This is a genomic window from Bifidobacterium scardovii JCM 12489 = DSM 13734 (assembly GCF_001042635.1).
GTDB classification, from domain to species: Bacteria; Actinomycetota; Actinomycetes; order Actinomycetales; family Bifidobacteriaceae; genus Bifidobacterium; species Bifidobacterium scardovii.
On the sequence record NZ_AP012331.1, the window covers coordinates 1526760 to 1543570 of the forward strand.

General features: G+C 66.7%; 14 protein-coding genes and 1 pseudogene. 8 read left to right on the top strand and 7 right to left on the bottom strand.

The features are described from left to right. Positions 1-10: 10 nt before the first annotated feature. The 4 genes from pyrF (at position 11) to pyrE (ending at position 3687) form a co-directional block, all read left to right on the top strand. On the top strand, positions 11-976 hold the full coding sequence (gene pyrF / locus BBSC_RS06275) for an orotidine-5'-phosphate decarboxylase (RefSeq protein ID WP_033519014.1): 966 nt from the start codon (positions 11-13) through the stop codon (positions 974-976). A gap of 147 nt (positions 977-1123) precedes the next feature. After that, complete coding sequence (locus BBSC_RS06280) at positions 1124-1954, top strand: dihydroorotate dehydrogenase electron transfer subunit (protein WP_033519015.1); 831 nt, start codon at positions 1124-1126, stop codon at positions 1952-1954. Between the two features lie 2 nt (positions 1955-1956). Further along, positions 1957-2904 (top strand): dihydroorotate dehydrogenase, encoded by a 948-nt coding sequence (locus BBSC_RS06285; RefSeq protein ID WP_049183188.1) that lies wholly within the window; start codon positions 1957-1959, stop codon positions 2902-2904. Positions 2905-2988: 84 nt separating this feature from the next. Continuing rightward, a complete protein-coding gene (pyrE, locus tag BBSC_RS06290; protein WP_033519017.1) occupies positions 2989-3687 on the top strand; it encodes an orotate phosphoribosyltransferase in 699 nt (232 codons plus the stop codon). Between the two features lie 53 nt (positions 3688-3740). Here the strand turns inward: pyrE and BBSC_RS06295 are convergent, their stop codons facing one another. Next, complete coding sequence (locus BBSC_RS06295; RefSeq protein ID WP_033519018.1) at positions 3741-5348, bottom strand: ATP-binding cassette domain-containing protein; 1608 nt, start codon at positions 5346-5348, stop codon at positions 3741-3743. 475 nt (positions 5349-5823) lie between these two features. Between BBSC_RS06295 and BBSC_RS06300 the strand changes: the two genes are divergently transcribed. Then, complete coding sequence (locus BBSC_RS06300; RefSeq protein ID WP_033519019.1) at positions 5824-6993, top strand: ImmA/IrrE family metallo-endopeptidase; 1170 nt, start codon at positions 5824-5826, stop codon at positions 6991-6993. Continuing rightward, positions 6990-7553, top strand: coding sequence for a DUF4411 family protein (locus tag BBSC_RS06305; protein ID WP_081893018.1), 564 nt, complete (start codon positions 6990-6992; stop codon positions 7551-7553). The genes BBSC_RS06300 and BBSC_RS06305 overlap by 4 nt, the downstream gene beginning before the upstream one ends. Positions 7554-7677: 124 nt before the next feature. On the opposite strand, the gene BBSC_RS06310 is transcribed toward BBSC_RS06305, so the two are convergent. Further along, positions 7678-9378 carry a PASTA domain-containing protein gene (locus BBSC_RS06310; RefSeq protein ID WP_161787655.1) on the bottom strand — a complete coding sequence of 567 codons (1701 nt, stop codon included), beginning with the start codon at positions 9376-9378 and terminating at the stop codon, positions 7678-7680. Positions 9379-9461: 83 nt separating this feature from the next. Here BBSC_RS06310 and BBSC_RS06315 point away from each other — a divergent pair. Next, positions 9462-9827: pseudogene (locus tag BBSC_RS06315) on the top strand (Mbeg1-like protein); the annotation flags it as partial. 740 nt (positions 9828-10567) lie between these two features. On the opposite strand, the gene BBSC_RS06325 reads toward BBSC_RS06315, so the two are convergent. The 5 genes from BBSC_RS06325 to BBSC_RS06345 form a co-directional block, all read right to left on the bottom strand. Next, the gene (locus BBSC_RS06325; RefSeq protein WP_033519022.1) at positions 10568-11491 is read right to left on the bottom strand and encodes a LysR family transcriptional regulator; all 924 of its coding nucleotides are present in this window, start codon (positions 11489-11491) and stop codon (positions 10568-10570) included. 78 nt (positions 11492-11569) lie between these two features. Continuing rightward, a complete protein-coding gene (locus tag BBSC_RS06330; protein WP_051923239.1) occupies positions 11570-12661 on the bottom strand; it encodes a pyridoxal phosphate-dependent aminotransferase in 1092 nt (363 codons plus the stop codon). Between the two features lie 222 nt (positions 12662-12883). After that, complete coding sequence (locus BBSC_RS06335; protein WP_033519023.1) at positions 12884-13648, bottom strand: amino acid ABC transporter ATP-binding protein; 765 nt, start codon at positions 13646-13648, stop codon at positions 12884-12886. Positions 13649-13692: 44 nt separating this feature from the next. Beyond that, a complete protein-coding gene (locus BBSC_RS06340; protein ID WP_033519024.1) occupies positions 13693-14370 on the bottom strand; it encodes an amino acid ABC transporter permease in 678 nt (225 codons plus the stop codon). Positions 14371-14447: 77 nt separating this feature from the next. Then, positions 14448-15335 carry a transporter substrate-binding domain-containing protein gene (locus BBSC_RS06345; RefSeq protein ID WP_051923240.1) on the bottom strand — a complete coding sequence of 296 codons (888 nt, stop codon included), beginning with the start codon at positions 15333-15335 and terminating at the stop codon, positions 14448-14450. Between the two features lie 344 nt (positions 15336-15679). Between BBSC_RS06345 and BBSC_RS06350 the strand changes: the two genes are divergently transcribed. Then, the gene (locus BBSC_RS06350; protein ID WP_033519039.1) at positions 15680-16699 is read left to right on the top strand and encodes a VanZ family protein; all 1020 of its coding nucleotides are present in this window, start codon (positions 15680-15682) and stop codon (positions 16697-16699) included. Positions 16700-16811: the final 112 nt, after the last annotated feature.

The following is a 16811-nucleotide window of genomic DNA, read 5'->3' on the forward strand; positions in this document are numbered from 1 at the left end:
GAAAACACGCATGGATCGTCTGATCGAAGCGATCGAAAACGCCCAGAACCCGAGCGTCGTCGGACTCGACCCGACCGAGGCGCTCGTGCCGCCGCAGGTCGTGGCCTCGTTCGCCGACGAGGTGCGCGACTCGGTCGAGGACGAGAACGAGCTGCCGGCCGCGCAGCTGGCCGTCGCCTACTTCGAATTCAACCGGGCGATCATCGACGCGGTGGCCGACATCGTGCCCGCCGTCAAGCCGCAGATCGCCATGTACGAGGCGCTCGGTCCGGCCGGCATCGACGTGTACACGATGACCTGCGAATACGCGCAGCAGCAGGGGCTCTACGTGCTGGGCGACATCAAACGCGGCGACATCGGTTCGACCGCCGCCGCCTACGCCGGCCACCTGAGCGGCGTAGGCGCGGGGGAGACGGCCTACGATCCGTGGCACGAGGACGCGGTCACCGTCAACCCGTACCTAGGCACCGACGGCATCACGCCGTTCGTGGACGCGGCCGCCGCGCACGACAAAGACGTCTTCGTGCTTGTGCGCACCTCGAATCCCTCCAGCAAGGAGCTGCAGGAGCTCGACCTGGCCGGCGGCGGCAAGCTGTACGAGCATGTGGCCGACCTGGTCGAGGGATGGGGGGAGCCCACGCGCGGCGAACGGGGCTACTCGCGCGTCGGCGCGGTGGTTGGCGCCACGCACCCCGAGGAGGGCGCCGCGCTGCGCGAACGCATGCCGCACACCTTCTTCCTAGTCCCCGGCTACGGCGCCCAGGGCGGCACGGCCGCCGGCGTGGCCGGCATGTTCGACAAGGACGGTTCCGGCGCCATCGTCAATTCGTCGCGCGGCATCATCGGCGCGTGGAAGAAGACCGGCGCCTGGAACGAGTCCATGAGCGCCGATCAGGCGCTGGACCTGGTCGCCTCCGCCGCCCGCGACGCGGCGGCCGACATGCGCGACGACCTGCGCGTCAGCGTGTACCGCTGACGGCAGCCATGGCACGGCCCCGCCGCTCCCGATAACGGGGGACGGCGGGGCCGTTCGCGGCGACTCGCGGGACGAATGGGCCTCGATCCGCCGGGGATGGCGTAATCTTGAATACGGTGCTGATTGTTCATGTGTAAGAGGAGAGTAATGACCACAGCGACCTTCACCCCCACCTCCGACGTAGTCGCGCAGGCGACTGCCGCCGGCTTCTTCCCCGGCCGGCACACGGTCGATGTCACCGAAGTCACGAAACTCGCCGACGGCGTATACCGCATGACCTTCCGCGACGCCTACGTCGCCAAGCACGCGAAGCCGGCCCAGTTCGTGAACCTGTTCAGCCACGATCCGATGAAGCTGCTGCCGCGCCCCTTCGGCGTGAGCGAGGTGGACGGCGACCTGGTCAGCGTCATCTTCGCCGTGGTCGGCGAGGGCACCGCCGAATTCGCCGGGATGGCCGAGGGCGAGCGGATCGACGTGCTCGGCCCGCTCGGCCGCCCGTTCTCCGTCAAGCAGCCGGCCGACTATCTGCTGGTCGGCGGCGGGCTGGGCGTGCCCCCGCTGATCTACGCCGCCCAGTGCCTCGCCACGAACGAGTCGGCGCGCACCACCGCCGTGTTCGGGTACCGCAACGAGCATTTCGCCGACCGGTTCGTCTCCCGATACGCCGACCGTACCCTGAGCATCGACGAGTCGGAGGGCAACGTAATCACGCTGCTCGACCGCATGGAGGCCGACGGCGCGCTCGCCGCGGACGGCTTCGCGCCGGTGGTCCTCTCCTGCGGTCCCCTGCCGATGATGAAGGCCGTGGCCGGCTGGGCCACGAAGCGCGGGCTGGAGTGCCAGCTGAGCATGGAACAGCGCATGGGATGCGGCTACGGCACCTGCGTGGTGTGCGTGGTCGATACGGCGGACGGCCGCAAGAAGGTGTGCTCCGACGGCCCGGTGTTCACCGCGCAGCAGCTTGGTTGGGAGGCGTGACGATGAGCGAGGGCAATCAGTTCAACGTGTATGAGCCGCACGAGTGGAAGCACCGCACGGTCGTCGCCGGCGTCGAATGGAAGAATCCGGTCGGCACGGCCTCCGGCACGTTCCAGCTGGCCGCATGCCGCTGGTTCTACGATGTGAGCCAACTGGGCGCGATCAGCACCAAGGGCGTCTCCCCGGTGCCGTGGGAGGGCAACCCCGGCCCGCGCACCGCCGAATCGCCGGCTGGCATGGTCAACGCGGTCGGTCTGCAGAATCCCGGCGTCGACCACTACCTGGTCGACGAGCTGCCCAAGCTCAAGGAGCTCGGCGCCACCGTCGTCACCAATGTGGCCGGCCACAGCGACGACGACTACGCGCAGGTCGTCGCCAAGCTCGCCGATTCCCCGGCGGACATGCTGGAGATCAACGTGAGCTGCCCGAACGTGTCGCACGGCGGCATGAGCGTCGGCACCGATCCGGTGGCGCTGAGCCGTCTGATCGGCCACCTGCGCAAGCTCACCTCCAAACCGATGATCGTCAAGCTGTCGCCGAACGTCACCGACATCGCCGGCATCGCGCGGGCCGCGGTCGAATCGGGCGCGGACGCGCTGAGCCTGATCAACACGCTGGTCGGCATGCGCATCGACATCCGCACCGGCGAGCCGATCATCTCGAACCGCACCGGCGGCGTGTCCGGGCCGGCCGTGTTCCCGGTCGCGCTGGGATGCGTGTGGCGCGTGCGCCAGGCCCTGCCGTACATTCCGATCATCGGCATCGGCGGCATCGACTCGGGCGAAAAGGCCCTGGAATTCCTCTACGCCGGCGCGAACGCCGTGGAGGTCGGCGCGGCGGCGCTCTACGACCCGACCGCGCCGCTGCGCGTGGCCCGCGAGCTCGACGACCTGCTCGACTCGCGCCCGGAACTTGCGGCCAAGCTCGCCGCCGGCGACACCTGGCGCTGATTGGCGTTGTCGCCGGCCCCTCCCCGCGAGGGGCCTTCACATACCACGGATTGCCCACCGCCTCACCCATCACAAGGAGACATCATGACCACCGCATCGCTCGATCACCGCTTCACCGAATTCCTGCTCGCCTCGCAGGCGCTCAAGTTCGGCGACTTCACCCTGAAGTCGGGGCGCAAGTCCCCGTACTTCATCAACGCCGGCGCGTTCAACGACGGCCGCAAGATCGCCACGCTCGGCGCGTTCTACGCGGAGAAGATCGCGGAGGAGATCGCGGCCGGCAACCTGCCGGCCGGCATCGACACCGTGTTCGGCCCGGCCTACAAGGGCATCCCGCTGGCCGTGTCCACCGCCATCGCGCTGACCTCGGCGCACGGCATGGAGACCGGCTACACCTTCGACCGCAAGGAGAAGAAGGACCACGGCGACGGCGGCATGATGGTCGGCACCCAGCTGAAGGACGGCATGAAGGTGCTGCTCGTCGACGACGTGATGACCGCGGGCACCGCCGTGCGCGAGGTCATCCCCAAGCTCGGGGCCGAGGCCGACGTCGAGGTCGCCGGCCTGGTGCTGTCCGTGGACCGCATGGAGAAGACGCGTGACTCGGACCTGTCCGCGGTCAAGGCGGTCGAGGCCGAATTCGGCTTCCCGGTGTTCGCCATCGCCAACGTGCGCGAGATCTTCGAGGCCGGCCAGCACATCGCCACCGCCTCCGGCGAGCCGTACGTGACGCCCGGGATCAAGGCCGCGGCCGACGCGTACCTCGCCCGGTACGGGGCGTAGTTTTCGCGCCTGAATCTGGCTCCCTCTGTGAGGGGAGCCGCAGCCCGGACCGGTCACCGGTCCGAGGTGCCGATCATCAGCCGGGCGGGGGCGGATCCGTCGCCCGGCCGCAGCGTCCAGCGGATCGTTGCGGTGCGGTCGAGGAAGCCCTCGTCGTGCGACACGAGCAGCAGCGCGCCGGGGTATTGCGCCAGCGCGCGGCCCAGCGCCTGGATCGAATGCAGATCCAGATGGTTGGTCGGCTCGTCCATGACGATCAGGTGCGGATGCCGCCGCAGTCCCAGGCACAGCAGCAGCTTGCGCAGTTCGCCGGGGGAGGGGCTGGCCCCGGCGAGCAGCCGGTCCGGATCGGCGTTCAGCTGCGCGACGGCCGACAGCACGGCGCCGCGCTCCGCCGCCGGCAGCGCTGCCAGCCGGTCCATGGCCCGCCGCGCGTCGTCCGCCGTGGTGTTCTGCGCGATCACCAGCCGCGGCAACGTGACGCCGGTGCGCCGTTCCTCGGCCGTTACGGCGTCCAGCAGCGCGTCGACCAGCGTGGTCTTGCCGGTGCCGTTCGGCCCGCTGACGCCGATATGGTCGTGCGGGCCGACCGTCAGCATCGGGATCATGACGCCCTGCCCGCCGGCGCTCCCGTTCCCGCTGATTCTGTCCTTGCCGTCTCCGTAGGGGACGAAGCCGGCCTCCAGCCGCGCCAGCTCGCGCCGGCTGCTTGACTCGGCATCCGTCCAGAGATCGCCGTCGTAGCGTTTCGCCGCGGTGACGATGCCCTCGGCCTTCTCCCGCGCCGCGGCGACCTGCGTGTCGATGCGCGCGCTGGCCGGACCGAGGCTGCCCGGATTGTGGTTGTTCTTGATCAGGCCGCGCGCATCGTGGTCCTTCGGATCGACGAAACGGTGGTTCCTCGACGAGGACACCTGCAGCGTCGCGTCATGCTTGCGCTGCATTTTGACCGCCGTGACGCGCGCGGACTCGCGCCGGGCGTTGCGCAGCGCGTCGTCCGCGGACCGCCGGTCGGAGGCGGCGCTGGCCGAAGCGGCGGAATAGTTGCCGGGCCGGGTGCGCACCACGGTCACGTTGCGGCCGCGCACATGGTCGCGTTCGAAGAACGCGCAGCTGCCGGCCACCGCGTCGATCAGCGCCACGTCATGCGAGACGAGGATGCCGATGCCGGGGAACGATCGCAGCGCGGCGATGATATGTTCGCGGGTCGGCCGGTCCACATGGTTCGTCGGCTCGTCCAGTACGAGCACATCCGGGCGAAGCGCCATCGCGCACGCGATCTGCAGCCGTTTGGCTTCGCCTCCCGACAGGGTGCCGGCCCGCCACGGCCAGTCGTCGCCGATGCCGAGATCGCGGCGGATCGCCAGCGTCTCCGGCGACCAGTCGTTCGCGAAATCGTTCAGGTTCTCCGGATTCTCGTCCGTGTCCTGCGGGCAGTAGCCGGCGACCAGGCCGTCCGGCGCGGGGGAGATGGTGCCCGAATCGGCGTGCAGCCGCCCGATGGCGATGCGGACCAGCGTGGTCTTGCCGATGCCGTTGTCGCCCAGCACGGCGGTCCAGCCGCGCGCGAAGGTGACCGACACGTCGGCGAGCAATGGCTCCGGCGCCTCGGGATAGGTGAAGGTGATATGGGAAAGGGTGAGTACGGAATTCGGTGACATGGTGCTCCAATGGCTTATGCCGCGCCGTGGGCGTCGCCCGGCTGGCGAACCGGAACGCCGGCGGCCCGGCGGATACGGATGGATTGCATATGGCACCAGCGAGCGAACGGCATGCGCGGCGGCATGAACCGATGTCCATGACACGCGACAAGCGAACCGGTACGGGCATGCTTCGCCGATGAAGCCGTCCGCCGGTGCCGCTTATCGAATAATCAAAAGAATCAGGCCTTTTCGTTTCGGCGCCCCTGGCATATCGGGCCGCCGCGATGTACATGAACGCTTCATATCATACACGAGGCCGGCGGCTACCGGCCGGATGCGCATGCGGCGAAGCGAATAGTGTCTTTGCTATTGCTCGTGTTGAAATCACATCAATCGGATATCATGAAAAACATTAATGCCCACCCGGGGCTGCGGTTTGCTGTTCTGACATGCGGCGGGCCTTTCGACTGCGATATCAGAGAGGAGTGTGGCGATGGCATCCATTACCGTATATCCGGCCACGCTTCGATGGGCCGTCAGTCAAAGCGGAGCTGATCCTGCGGCCGTGGCGCATAAGGATGGGCTGGCTGAGCTTCCGCAATGGCTGAACGCGGATGGCCCATTGAGTCTGTCCTTTACCAAACTGTCCGCGATTGGTTCCGCATTGCAGATGCCGTTTGGCGCGTTGGTGCGTTCCGTGGTTCCTGAATCTTGTGAAGACGAGTTGGTCCGGTATCGTACGATCGATAATCACGGAGTCGGGGCGAGCCGGAATCTTCGGGATACGATCGCAGTTATGCGCAACCGTCAGGATTGGGCGCGTGATGAGATGCTTGCGCAGGGATTCGGGGAGAACCTACTGGTTGGTAGTGTGCCATCTCACGCAACCGCGAGTGAATTGGCTTCGTGTATTCGTGAGGGATTGTCTTTGGACGCTGGTTGGTACCGGCATAAGAGCAATGCCGAACGGTTCCGCTTCCTGCGCGGCAAGGCTTCTGACACTGGCCTGATGGTGATGGTCGATTCCCGGGCGGGTATGTCTAGCGCGCGCCGTTTGGATGTACGTGAGTTTCGTGCGTTCGTGCTGCTGGATGATGTGGCTCCGTTGATTTTTGTCAACCGTAACGATTCCTATGCGGCGATGTTGTTTTCTCTGCTGCATGAGGTCGGTCATGTGCTTCTTGGATCCAATGAGGTATACAACGACTTCTCTGCAGACGGAGGTAATAGAGTTGAACGCAACATTAATCAAGCGGTCATCCTGACGGTTGTGGACGATGAAAAGGAATTCCGCACGTACTGGAAAAAGATGGTTGCGAATGGCGCTCGCGTGCAGGACATTGCGGACGGTTGCGCGAGCAGGTATGGTCTGAGTGCTTTGGCATTGACGATTCACGCTCATAGGCTTGGCTTGGCCAGTGACGAAGACGTACATCTGATCCGTGCTCTGAGCGAACAGTATGTGACAAATGCGGAGATCACCGGTTCTGGAGGCAATCAGAATCTGACGAACGCATCCCATTTGGACACGAGGTTCGTGCGCATGATCCGAGACGGTATTGACCGAGGTAGTCTGCCCTATTTCGATGGTTTGTCCTTGCTGGGTATCAAGTCCGTGCATGCCTATGCCGGCTTGCTTAAGGCGAAAGGCTTGGACCGATGAGCAACCTGTTCCTACTGGACTCGAATGTTTTCATTGACTCTTGCCGTCTTCATCATCCATTCGGCTACAAGGAGTTCCACCCGTTTTGGCGATGGCTGGAACGAATGACACGCAACAGTAAAATACAGATACTGGATACTGTATTCAAGGAAATCACGCAAAAGGATAGCAACGGCAACCGTGACGAGCTGGCCGAATGGGCATTCAATCTGTTTGAGGATAAACAGCTTTCGCACAAGACCGACAAGATCGGCGCTGCATATGTGCGGATTCAGAATTATCTGGTCACTTGCGGGCTCTATCGAGAAGCCTCGTACCGTCAGTGGGAACCGGAGACCAAAGCCGATCCTTGGCTGATTGCTGCCGCAATGGTCGAGAACGCGATCGTCGTAACCAACGAGCGTGCCGTGCATCCTATGACCAATAACCCTTTGAAGAAGGAACCCAAGATTCCCGACGTGGCTGATGCGATGGACGTGCGCACCATGAACCTGCGTGAGTTCTATGATGCCAGCGGAGAACTTGTTCCCATGCCTTACCCCATTCAGCCAACATTGTGAGGGCATGGATCGCATGTGGCATTGGAGGCGCTTCTTTCACATGATTGCGTATCTGACGTCGCAATGATCGCCGCCACGGGGACGGACGAGGATCAAAGTACACAAGAGCTTGGGTTTGGCATTATCAGTAGTTTTCCAAAGCGTTCCAATCGTAGGGGTTCTCGACCAGGTAGTAGGCGGTCTCGCTGCTGGGCGCCGGCTTCATGCCGATCATGGCGTTGCGGTAGCCGTCGCGGAAACTGCTGGTTGGCACGAAGGGATTGACGGCGTTCGCGTAGTCGGCGATCGCGGCGCCGGTCTCGTCGTCCCGGTACAGGCCACGGTCGCGCAGGAGCACGAACGGGCGCGACGCGTCGGCGTCCCGCCGTTTGACCGCCTCGGCGAGCGCGTCCTCGGCGAAGTAGCCGCTGGCCTCGAGCGCCCGCACGTCGGCGCCGGCCGGGAAATACACGAGGAAATCCTTCATCCGGTATGTCAGGCCGGTCGGCCCCGCGTACCCGTCGGGCACGGCGATGCCGCCGCCGGCCTGGAACCCGGTGCCGAAGCTGCCGTCCACGCAGTACTGCCCGACGGTGCCGTTGAACACGGTATCGCCGCAGTTCGCAAAATCCATGCCTGCATACAGTTCCGCCATGCCCCAGTCGGTGGCGAGTAGATGATGCTCCATCGCGAAATGGCCGTCGGCCGATCCGGGGGCGGGTTCGAGCAGCGCCCCCGAGATGTCGTGCGCGAAATTCGTCCAGCCGAGCCGGTCGGCCGGCTGATCGGGCTCCCGGCCGTTGAGTCGCAGATAATGCCCGCCGTCCGTGCCGTCCCCATAGGTGATCCGCTGGTCGTCGAGGGTCAGGCATGCCGCTGGGGCGGCGGGGGCGCTCGCGTACGCGTCGTCCGCCACGGCCTTGCAGTAGGTGCCGGCGATCGCGGCCGTGGCGATGCCGGAGGTCGCGCCCATGCGCACCGCGCGCAGCCCGGTGTCGGCGTTGGTTTCCGTCAGCGCGTCCTTCGTTCCGGTCGCGTCGACGCCGCGGTACAGCGTCACCGTCTGCCCGGGCAGCAGCGCCGAGCCGGGTGCGGGAACGCTGCCGACGACGGCGCCGACGAGACCCGCGGAGGAGAACCGCGGTCGCATCTCGACCGCGTATCCGCGCGCTTCGAGCATGGACCGGACTCCATCCGGTCTCTCCCCGATGATGTCCGCGCCGAGCGTGCCGTCGCCGCCGGGAACGGCCACGCCTATGGTGATGCCGTCGGTCGCGTTGGCCGCGCTGTCGGGCAGGGGATCGGCGGCGACGATCGTTCCGGCGGGGTGCCGCGCGGTGTCCGATACCGGCATGCGCACGTACCGGATCGGCACGCCCATGCCCTGCAGGTCGGCGGCCGTATCCGTGGCCGCCGTTCCCACGATGCCGTCCGGCACGCCCGGGCCGCGCGACACGATGAGCGTGACGGTCTTGCTCCCGTTCGCCGTGTTCGCCGGGATGCGGTCCCCGGCCGAGGCCCCCTCGTAGCCGATCAGCGTGCCCCGCGCGCGGCCGGAGTAGCGAAGCGCCGTGGAATGCCCGATGCCGAGGGCTCGCATGCGATCGGCGACCGACTTGGCCGTGACGCCGGTTGCGGGATCCGGCAGCGCATACGCCGCGTCGTCCGCCTGCCGGTCCGGCCGCCCCGGGCCGTTGCGGATCGCCGCCCATGCGATCCCGCCCGCGATCAGGAGCACGACGGCGGCCGCGATGACCGCCGCGATGACGCGGAACTTGCCCGCATGCCACCCGTGCCGCTGGACATCGGCGCCTGGGCCGTCGTCGGAAGGAACACCGTTCATCATGACTCCTTTGTCGGATGCGCGCGGGCACGCCCGCATGCTTCCATTATCACATGACGGGGCTTCGGGCGCACGATCATGCCGGCGCGATGGTTCCCCTCCGCGACATGCTGCGCGCGGAATGCTACGACGACATGTTCGGCAAGGTGTGGTCGCCGCCGATGAACGTCGATCTGCTGCGCGCCATGTGCGAAAGCCCGCGCTGGCGGAAGCTGCGCGTCGGCGAATACGTGGACGAGTTCGACCCGGAAACCACCAAGCAGTTCTCCGCCTGCACCTTCGACCTGGGCGACGGCGCACTCTACGTCGCCTATCGCGGCACCGACAGCTCGGTTGTCGGCTGGAAGGAGGACTTCGCGATGGCGTTCCGCCGCCCCGTCGCCTCGCAGGAGGCAGCGACCCGGTACCTCGGCGACATCGCGGCGCGTTGGCAGGGCGCGATCATGGTCGGCGCCGCGCGCGGCATCGACGCCGAGGACCGCGACGTGATCCTCGCCGTCGTCAAGGGCCTGGCCGCCACCGCCGCCACGTCGGTGATCCCCTCGCACCAGTGAACGGGGAGAAGAATATCGTTCATACGCTGATTACGGAGACGATTCCCATACGCCAGACTCGGTTCTCGGATAACGCAAGAGCCGGCCCCTAAGATACTCAGGGCGTCCGGCTCTCACTTCCATTTCCCCAACGGGGCGGCTATCCTTTCAGCATAGCCGTTTCTCGGATATTATTCACGTTGAATAAGGATGGTTCGTACGCTGCCCAGAAAACTCTCATAGTCATGACTGCCCGCCTGCATGTCGCCGTAGGCTCCGAGAAGCTGATCCGGCAGCCATAGACGGGCATCAGTCTCTCCACGCCATAAATTCGACGCGGATCGCGGAGATATACTTCCGACTGCGCAAAGCGTCCACAAATCGGATATCCTTGAGATCCTGCGAAACGTCCCGTCTCTCAAGGACGAAAGCGCCGACTCCATATTCGCGTTCAAGAATCGGCAGCATCGTTTCCAAGCATTTGCGCCGAGCACGCTCCGCAGTGTTCCATCGTTCCTCGGCACCCATCAGACCTGATCGCCGACGACGCCTTGGCGCTCGCGATCCTGCCGTGATCCGTTCCCTGACGCGACCGGCCCCGTACCGCGGCGGTGCGGTACGGGGCCGGTTCCTCTGCTGCCTGTCGGCTCGGCGCGCCGTCAGTCGATGAGCTTGTAGCCGTGGTCGGCGACCACGGACTTGAGCCTGTCGAGATAGGTTTCGGCGGCCTTGGAGAGCTTGGCGCGCTCGTTGGTGATCCAGCCGACCAGCATCGTCTCGTCGGTGTCGAGCGGCACGGTGACGATCTTCTCGTTGTTGAGGTCGCCGTTGTCGATGCCGGTGCACACCGTGTAGCCGTTGAGGCCGATGATGAAGTTGAGGATCGTGGCGCGGTCGGTCACGTTGATCTGCTTGGGGGAGTAGTCGGGCCAGACCGCCTCCTCGTAGAAGTAGAACGAGCCCTCCTCGCCCTGCTCGTACTGCAGGAACGGGTACGGCTTGAGGTCGTCCATGGTGACGACCTTCTTGCCGGCCAGCGGGTTGTCGCGCGAGATGAACACGTGCAACGGGGCGCGGAACAGCGGGTGGAACTCGAGGTGCTTCTCGCGCAGCATCTTGCCGAGCACGTCCTTGTTGAAGTCGGACAGGTAGAGGATGCCGATCTCCGACTGCATGTTCGCCACCTGGTTGATGATGTCCTTGGTGCGGGTCTCGCGGATCGAGAACTCGTACTCGTCGGACCGGGTGCCGTTGATCATCTCGACGAAGGCCTCGACCGCGAACATGTAGTGCTGCGTGGACACCGAGCACAGCTGCTTGCGCGGCTTCGCGTTCTTGTAGCGCTCCTCGAGCAGCGCCGCTTGGTCGAGCACCTGGCGCGCGTAGGTGAGGAACTCCGCGCCGTCCACGGTCAGGGCGATGCCCTGCGACGAGCGCGTGAAGATCTCGATGCCCAGCTCGTTCTCCAGCTCCTTGACCGAGGAGCTCAGCGCGGGTTGGGATACGTACAGTTCGTGCGAGGCCTCGTTCATGGACCCGCATTCGACGATTTTGACGATGTACTTGAGCTGCAGCAGTGTCATAGCTTCAATTTATACATCATCGCGCTTACAAGCAGCGCGCTTATACCCCCTCGCGCGGGCCTGCCGGTCCCTCGCCGGTCACGTGGCCCGCAGCGCGCCCGCCATGCGCTCGAACACCTGTTCGAGCCGGTCGCGGTCGCGGTACGCGCCCTGGCTGACGCGGATGTACCCGGCGCCGGTCTTCCCGTAATGCGATCCCGGCTGGACGGCGATGCCCCGTTCGGCCAGCCGGCGGGTCACCGCATCCCCGCCGCCCAGCGCGGACACGTCCAGCCATGACAGGAACCCGCTTTCGATCGGCGACACGCGCACGCCCGGCACGCCGCCGAGGATACGCCCGACCAGCGCGGCTCGGGCGCGGAAGTCCTCCGTGATCGGCCCGAGCAGGCTGTCGTCGTCCAGGGCGGCCTCGGCGGCGAGCTGGCACAGGGACGCGGTGGCCCCGAGCCGGTCCTCCGCCAGCGGGCGCAGCCGGCCCATGACCGGCTCCGTGCCGATCAGCGCGCCGACGCGCAGCCCGCTTAGTCCGTACCCTTTGGAGAAGGAGCGCACGGTCAGCGTCCGGTCGGCCAGGCCGGGAACCGAACGCAGGCTGACATAGGGGCGGTCGACGAGGATATGGTCGGCGAACGCCTCGTCGTTGACCACGAGCAGCCCGTGGCGCGCGGCGACCCTGCCGATCGCCTCGGCCGAGCCGCGGGTCAGCACCGTGGTCGTCGGGTTGAGCGGGTTCGCCAGCACCAGGCCGCGCGTGCGTTCCGTGACCAGCGCCTCCAGCGCGTCCTCGTCGATCTGCCATCCGTCGCCGGCGCGCAGCGTGAGGGGGACCGGCGTCAGGCCGAGCCCGGCGCAGTCGGAGAGATAGTCGGGGAAGCCTGGATCGGTGACGATGATCTCGTCGCCGCGCCCGAAGAGCACCGACATCGCGAAATACAGTCCGGTGGCCGATCCGGCGGTCACGATCACCTGATTGGCGTGCGGCGCGACGGTCGCGCTCGCCGGGAAGCGCGCCGCGATCGCCTCGCGCAGCGAGGGTAGGCCAAGCGCGTCGGTGTAGTGCGCCGCGAGCCCGCCGTCCAGATGGCGGGTGATGGCCTCGCGCACGGAGCCGGGCAGCCGCCCGTCCGGATAGTACGGGTCGGCCCAGGTCAGCAGGTCGTTGGCGCTCATCGGAGCTCCTTTCTTGCTTGCCGCATGCACTGGCGGGAGGTGATGCGTGGCAGGAGGGATCGGCATGCTCCCGCCGGCGGGAGCTGGCTCGCGAAGCGAGACTGAGGGTGGTCGAGGGGTTGGCGTGTCGGTTTTATGTTTGGCTCCCCTCAGACCGCTTCGCGGCCAGTTCCCCTCAGAGAGGGGAGCCAGACATGGTCAAAGAATTGACGGCACAGACCGCTAGTTGGCGTTGAGCGGGTTGAGCACGCGGCTGAGGAACGCGCGCGTGCGCTCGTGGCGCGGGTGCTCGAGCACGTCGCCGGGCGCACCCTGCTCGACGATCACGCCGCCGTCGAGGAACACCACGCGGTCGGCCACCTGCCGGGCGAACGACATCTCGTGGGTCACTACGAGCATCGTCCACCCCGCGTCGGCGAGGTTGCGCATCACGCCGAGCACGTCGCCGACGACCTCCGGGTCCAAGGCGCTCGTCGGCTCGTCGAACAGCAGCAGCTGGGGATGCAGGGCGAGCGCCCTGGCGATGCCGACGCGCTGCTGCTGGCCGCCGGACAGCTCGTACGGGTAGGCGTTCTCACGGCCTTCGAGCCCCATGTCCTTGAGCAGCCTGATGCCCTCGGCGTCGGCGTCCTCGGGGCTGCGCCCCTTCGCGGTCACCGGCCCCTCGGTCACGTTCTCCAAAGCGGTCATGTGCGGAAAGAGGTTGTGCTGCTGGAACACGAACCCCGATTTCGCGGTGAGCCGGCGCAGCAGCCGGTCGTCGGGCCGCCGCCCGTAGTCCACGGTCACGTCCCCGACGCGGATCACGCCCCCGTCGGGGATCTCCAGGCCGGCGACCGCCCGCAGGAACGTCGTCTTGCCCGATCCCGAAGGACCGATGAGCACGGTGACCGTGCCCGCGCTCACCTGCAGGTCCACGTCCCTGAGCACGTGGTTGTCGCCGAATTGCTTGCGCACGCCGTGCGCGTCCAGCAGTGTGTCGTTCATGATGATGTGTTGCTCCGATCTTGTCCGTAATCCGTGCCCGGCCGTCACGAGGCCTTCGCGTACGTGCGGTCCAGCCGCTCCTCGAGCCGCTTCTGCGCGAACGACAACGGCGTGCAGATGATCCAGTAGATGATCGCGGCGACGATGTACACGGTGGTGAACTCGTAGGTCGGCGTGGCGATGCGCTGGGCCTCGCGCAGCATCTCCGTGACCATGACGATCGAGGTGAGCGACGTGTCCTTGACCAGGCCGATGAAGGTGTTCGACAGGGGCGCTACCGAGATGCGGAACGCCTGCGGCAGGATGATGCGCCGCAGCGACTGCATGCGGTCCAGCCCGATGATGCGCGCCGCCTCCCACTGGCCCTGCGGCACGGCGTTGATGGAGCCGCGGATCGTCTCGCCCGCGTATCCGGCCACGTTGAGCGACAGGGCGAGGATGGCGCTGGTGGCCGGCGGGATCGTGATGCCGGTCAGCGCCGGCAGCACGTAGAACGGCAGGTACAGCTGGATGAGCAGGGGCGTGCCGCGGATGACCGACACGAATGCGGTGCCGATCGCCTTGGCCACCGGGTTGCGCGACAGCTTCGCCATCGCCACGAACACCGCCAGCACGAGTCCGATCGCGAACGAGACGACCGCCATCGGCAGCGAGACCAGCAGTCCCTTCTGGATCAGCGGCCACCAGGAATGCATGGCCAGGGGTACGTCGAATATCTGCATGAGCCCATCCTTTGTATGGCTGTGGTGGTGTGTGGCTGTTATATGGTCCGCGCGCCGGCACGGGCGCCGGCGGTGGCCTACTTGGAGATGTCCTCGCCGAAGTACTTCTCGCCGAGCTTGGCGAGCGTGCCGTCGGCGCGCAGCGCGTCGATCGCCTTGTTGACCGGCTCGGCCAGCCCGGAGCCCTTGCGGAACGCGAAGCCCTGCTCGAGCTTGGTGGCGGTGTCGGTGGCCGCGATCCTGATGTTCGCGTTGCCGGTGGTCTTGAGGTAGTCCTTGGCGGCGAGCTTGTCGTTGACCGTCAGGTCCACGCGCTTCTGCTCGATGGCCGCGACGGACTCGGAGAACCCGGGCACCGTCTGCACCTTGGCGCCGTGCTCCTCGGCGATCTGGCGCCAGTTGGAGCCCTCGGTCTGGGCGGCCGAACGCCCCTTGATGTCGTCGATGCCGGAGATGCCGGTCTCGTCGGCGCGCGTGATGACGACCGGGTAGGACACGGCGTAGGTCTTGGTCAGCTCGTACTTCTGCTCGCGCTCCGGGGTGATCTGCACCTGGTTGGCGATGCCGTCGTAGTGGCTGCTCTCCAGGCCGGCGAAGATGCCGTCGTACTGGGTCTCCACGAACTTGGCCTTGACGCCGAGCTTCGCGGCCACGGCCTTCGCCACCTCGATGTCGTAGCCGGTCAGCTCGCCGGTGGACTGGTCATGGTAGGAGAACGGCGAATAGGTGCCCTCGGTGCCGAACGAGATGGTGCCGTTGAGCTTCTTGACGGCCGGGTCGTCGGCCAGGGCGGCGTCCTTGCCCGTGTTCGTCGACGCCGACGCGGTCGGCGCGCCCGCGCCGCCGGACAGCGATCGCACGACGAATACGCCCGCGACGACGACGATCACCGCGACGATCGCGGCGATGATGATGGAGGTGCGCTGCTTGCGGCGCCTGCTGGCGCCCGGGGTGATGTCGGCCATGTTCGGTTCCCTCTCTCGGTTCCTTGGGTCTGTCTGGTGATCTGCCTGCGACGGGCGCGCGGACGAACCCGCGCCCTCATCGCCTTGGTTAGCAGGGTATCGCGGCGAGGACGGCGAAGCGGCCGTCCCGTTATACGCAAAATCTATGGGCGGGTATCAGCGCCCGCCCGCGCCCGTCCGGATCGTCCCCGAGAACGACGCCCCCGTCCGCCCGTTTCGCTCCCCAGACCGATACCGGCGCCCGCCGCGGATCCGTATAGTCGGCATTACCCGGCCGGAGCCCGCCAACGCCGCGCTCCGGCCGCGCCGAGAGAACCGGGGAAAGGGACGCAACCATGCCGTATCTGTCGTATCTGTCGCACTTTTCCCAGCCGTTCATGCTGGCGATCGCGCTGTGGCCGGTCCTGTCGTTCGCGCTGACCGTGCCGGTGCTCGCCATGCTCTACCACCGCGACAACCGGCTGACCCTGCCGGCGGCCCTGGCCGCCTACGGCACGGTGCTGTACTTCATCGGCCTGCTGTGCCTCACGCTGTACCCGATGCCCGACGACCCGGCCGCCTACTGCGCCACCCACCACCTGTCGCCGCAGCTCGACCCGCTGCGCTTCATCGCCGACATCCGCACGGACGGGGCGAACGCGGTCATGCAGATACTGATGAACATCGTGTTCTTCCTGCCCTTGGGCTACATCACCCGCCGCGTGTTCCGCTGGCGCATGCGCGCCGCGCTGCCGTTCGCGTTCGCCGCGTCGCTGGCGGTGGAGACGCTGCAGCTGACCGGGGTTCTCGGCATCTACCCGTGCGCCTACCGGTTCTTCGACGTCGACGACCTGCTCGCGAATACGCTGGGCGCCGCGCTCGGATTCGGTGCGGCCACGCTCGTCGACCGCCTGTTCCCGCCGCGCGCGGCCGACACGGCCACGACCGCCAACCCGGGATTCGTCCGCCGCTGCGTCGCCTTCGCGATCGACATGGCGCTGACCGCGCTCGCCGCCGTCCCGGCCGCCATGCTGGTCTCGGTCGCCTACACGGCCATCGCCTACGGCTCGCTCGACGTCTGGCACACATGGGAGCTCGTCGGCGGCTGGACGATCGGCGACCTGACCATGCTGGCCTCGCTCGCCGTATTCGAATGGGCGATCCCGTGGCGGCGCGGCGGGCGCACGCTCGGCGGCAGCTACACGCGCATGACCTGCGAGACCAGGGCACGCGCCGGATGGCGCCGCACGGTGTTCTACGCCGCCCGGTTCGCCGTGCTGGCGATGATCGTGTTCGGGGGACACCTGCCCCTGACCGGCACCCTCGTGCTCGCGCTCGCCGTGTTCTGGATCGTTGCGAGGAAGATGCCCTACGACCTGATCTGAGCGTACGATCCGCCGCCATGGCCGCCCGCCGGGACCGGCGGCGCCCGCGGCCATGGGCGGGGCACCCCCTTGGCGCACCCGTTCTGCTAATCTTGGCCTTGCGTCGCGGCGC

Excerpts from the sequence above, each read along its gene's own strand:
- pyrF (WP_033519014.1), top strand. The coding sequence starts at position 11 with ATGGATCGTCTGATCGAAGCGATCGAAAACGCCCAGAACCCGAGCGTC.
- BBSC_RS06280 (WP_033519015.1), top strand. The coding sequence starts at position 1,124 with ATGACCACAGCGACCTTCACCCCCACCTCCGACGTAGTCGCGCAGGCG.
- BBSC_RS06285 (WP_049183188.1), top strand. The coding sequence starts at position 1,957 with ATGAGCGAGGGCAATCAGTTCAACGTGTATGAGCCGCACGAGTGGAAG.
- pyrE (WP_033519017.1), top strand. The coding sequence starts at position 2,989 with ATGACCACCGCATCGCTCGATCACCGCTTCACCGAATTCCTGCTCGCC.
- BBSC_RS06295 (WP_033519018.1), bottom strand. The coding sequence starts at position 5,348 with ATGTCACCGAATTCCGTACTCACCCTTTCCCATATCACCTTCACCTAT.
- BBSC_RS06300 (WP_033519019.1), top strand. The coding sequence starts at position 5,824 with ATGGCATCCATTACCGTATATCCGGCCACGCTTCGATGGGCCGTCAGT.
- BBSC_RS06305 (WP_081893018.1), top strand. The coding sequence starts at position 6,990 with ATGAGCAACCTGTTCCTACTGGACTCGAATGTTTTCATTGACTCTTGC.
- BBSC_RS06310 (WP_161787655.1), bottom strand. The coding sequence starts at position 9,378 with ATGATGAACGGTGTTCCTTCCGACGACGGCCCAGGCGCCGATGTCCAG.
- BBSC_RS06325 (WP_033519022.1), bottom strand. The coding sequence starts at position 11,491 with ATGACACTGCTGCAGCTCAAGTACATCGTCAAAATCGTCGAATGCGGG.
- BBSC_RS06330 (WP_051923239.1), bottom strand. The coding sequence starts at position 12,661 with ATGAGCGCCAACGACCTGCTGACCTGGGCCGACCCGTACTATCCGGAC.
- BBSC_RS06335 (WP_033519023.1), bottom strand. The coding sequence starts at position 13,648 with ATGAACGACACACTGCTGGACGCGCACGGCGTGCGCAAGCAATTCGGC.
- BBSC_RS06340 (WP_033519024.1), bottom strand. The coding sequence starts at position 14,370 with ATGCAGATATTCGACGTACCCCTGGCCATGCATTCCTGGTGGCCGCTG.
- BBSC_RS06345 (WP_051923240.1), bottom strand. The coding sequence starts at position 15,335 with ATGGCCGACATCACCCCGGGCGCCAGCAGGCGCCGCAAGCAGCGCACC.